2 protein-coding genes are annotated in these 2,937 nt (G+C 51.9%); both read left to right on the top strand.

Going from position 1 to position 2,937, the window contains the following annotated elements; translation table 11 throughout:
• Window positions 1-147: 147 nt before the first annotated feature.
• Window positions 148-2,214: a rubber dioxygenase RoxB gene (gene roxB / locus FT643_RS22870; RefSeq protein ID WP_156873713.1), complete on the top strand. Its 2,067-nt coding sequence runs from the start codon at window positions 148-150 to the stop codon at window positions 2,212-2,214.
• Window positions 2,215-2,567: 353 nt separating this feature from the next.
• Window positions 2,568-2,937: transposase (locus FT643_RS22865; RefSeq protein ID WP_156873712.1), on the top strand; the 370-nt coding region annotated here is incomplete at its 3' end.

Here is a 2,937-nt window from a genome sequence, read left to right as displayed (position 1 = left end):
ACATCAATTTTAAGCCATCACCAACCTGATGAGGGAATATAAAATGAGCGAGTTTTCGGATCGCGTTAAAGACCAAGTGGAACAGTTTAATTCTTCTGTTGACCAGATCGTAAATGCTTACTATGGGCGTCAAATGAGGTAACCATCATGCATAAGATACAAAAAAATACCCTGCCCTCGGGTACGGTCAGGATTGCGTGCGGGCTGCTGTTAAGCAGTACTCTCGTCCAAATTTCTCACGCCTTCGTTTTCGACGATGATCCTAATGCCCTGCTCGGCAGCAGCCGTGGCGGTATGGCATTATGGGATTATTGCTATGGCAAAGACGATTCTGCAGCCTTGCCAGTCGACCCCCGTACCCTGGTCCAACCCGGCACTAGCGATGGCAAGGCGGTACACTTCAACGCCTATTGGGCCGAATGCCATGTCGACCCAATAGCGGTAAAAGAAGCGGGCCATCCTGAAACCTGTGGCGAATTACGCGATATTTTTTATCGTGGAGAAGAGTTGATGGACACGGGTAGCTCGCGTCCTGCCGCTCTGTTTGTCGGTGAAGGTAACAATGATTTGGCTGCCGCTGGCGGAATTGCCACTTTCCCGGCGACACAGTACAACAAGCTGTGGCAAAGATGGGGCAACTACACTGAGCGACCCGATAATTTCGATTTACTGGTCAGCAACCGTTACGGTTCCGGCCTATCCACAGGCCGCAACCCGTATCCCCTTCCTGGTGAAGACCCTAACCAAACCAATGGCGGTAGCGGACAACTGCCAGAGATGTTTACTCAACTGCGCAAAGACAACGGAACCTGGAGCGGTCGCATTGGTGTTACGTGCCACGGTTGTCACAGTGGAGAGGTGGGTAAGCCCTCTGATGGTGACGGCCTGGGCTTTATTTTTGGAGGCTCAAGCGCCACTGACCTGAACCTGTTTCTGCGTGACATGCTGCCATTGGGTTACCTGGCCTCATTGGCCACGCCACTGAACTTAACCCAAACCCGCGGCACCAACAATGCCAGTGCCGTGAACATCGCATTTCTGTTCCCTGACAGGGGATTACCGTCTATTTCCGGTTTTTTAAACATACTCGGTTCTGGCTCTACAGGCAGCATGGATTCCCCTCCCTGGTGGAATATGGGCCACCGCCCGGTGAAATTTGTTGATGGGCTGTTTCCCATGGATGCCCCTCGGGTAGACGCTGTGTTCTACACCCCGATATTTGGTCTCTTCGGTGGCACGACAGGAGCCTTGGGTGAGGTAGGTCAAAACTGGATGCGTGAGCATGGCCCTGAGATGAATCTGTGGGTGGAATCTCTGAAGGCCCCTAAATACCCTCTCCCTGTGGATACAGCACTGGCTGAAGAAGGTGCCGTACTTTTCCACGAGCTGGATCTGTGGAGCCGTGACAATCCAGTCTCACGTCGCCCCGAGGGAAATGGCTCCTGTGCCAGCTGTCACGGCGCCTACGCACCGCGCTATGTGAACGATCCCGGTTACCTGGAAACGCCACAGCTTGAAGGAATGGCTTCTTACATAGTCCCCCTGGATATTATCGGCACTGACAGTCGCCGTGTGCTCACCAATACCGAAGGTATGCAGAGAGCCGGCGCGGACAACTTCTTTGGCTACCCAGCTACCAAGGGAACCGAAAATGACTGCGGCCCGCAAAATCAAAAACGCCTGCGCGGAGACCGGGAGTTAGGCTATCTGGCGCAACCTCTCTACGGTGTGTGGGCATCAGCACCTTATTTCCACAATGGCTCTGTACCCAACGTCTGGGAAGTTTTGAAACCACAGGATCGTTATCCAATTTGGCGTCGAGTATCGGCCCCCCGGCCGGATAATACTGAAGGCACCGTGGTAATGGGTTTCGACACCCACCTTGAACGCGCATTCGATAGTGAGAAACTGGGCTGGAAATACGATGAGATATCCTGCACCAACCTTCCGCCTATGGTAGAACCCGCGTTCAATTGCAGCAGACGCAACATTTACACCACGCCCTGGCCACAACTGGCGCTGGAGTTGCTGTATGGTAACCTGACCGGTGCCTGGAACGTGGATTTCCCACCGATTGTTACCACTGAGAACATGGAAAACCGCAAAATCTACAATACCCATATGTACAGCCAGGGCAACGAAGGACATGAGTTTACCGCGGTGCTGACCGATGAGGAACGCTATGCCCTTATCGAATATATGAAAACTCTTTAAATCTTCACCTTGGAGAGCGGGTGGTGCTTTATGTGCCACCCGTAATTTACTTTGTCTATTCAAAATCGAGGAAAATTAAATGCGAATTCAACTTACTGTTGTTGCCTTGTTGTGTCTCAGCATGTCACCTTTATCATATTCGGCTCCCACTTTATCGTATATTGAACAAACCCTGATGGAAATTGCGTCGGATCACTATGAGGGCCGTACAGCTGAATCGGTCGGAAACGTTTTAGCCCAGAACTGGATTATTAGCCAGCTTCAAATATTAGGGGTAACCCCTGCAGGCGTGATCCTGCCCACTAATGATGGACACCCTGTTAAGCGAGTAAACTACGCTACAGAGGTGAACCATGACAACCAAGACCACAAGCAAGAAAACCAGCCGGCGGAAATACTCACCGGAGTTCAGAAGAGAAGCGCTCGCTTTGGCAGAGAAGATTGGCGTTGCCGAAGCGGCCAAACAACTTGGCCTGCACGACTCTCAGCTTTATTCCTGGAGATCCAAAGCCCGATCCGAGCGTGACCAAAGTGAAGTCGAGCAAAGTCTGGCAGCCGAGAATGCCCGACTCAAGCGCTTGTTGGCCGAGCAGGCAGAGGAGCTCATCACCTGTGATGTGAATGACTTGACTCTGGACGCCAATACCTTTGATAGAGCAGTGTCCATTGAAATGTTTGAGCATGTCCGCAATTACGAGCAGTTACTTAACCGCGTCAGCGATT

It is taken from the genome of Ketobacter sp. MCCC 1A13808, assembly GCF_009746715.1.
Lineage (GTDB): Bacteria > Pseudomonadota > Gammaproteobacteria > Pseudomonadales > Ketobacteraceae > Ketobacter.
The sequence above is the reverse complement of the archived record's forward strand: the minus strand, read 5'-3'. Positions and strand labels throughout refer to the sequence as shown.

Bases quoted from the DNA above. Each gene is read 5' to 3' on its own strand.
- roxB (WP_156873713.1), top strand. From the start codon at position 148: ATGCATAAGATACAAAAAAATACCCTGCCCTCGGGTACGGTCAGGATT.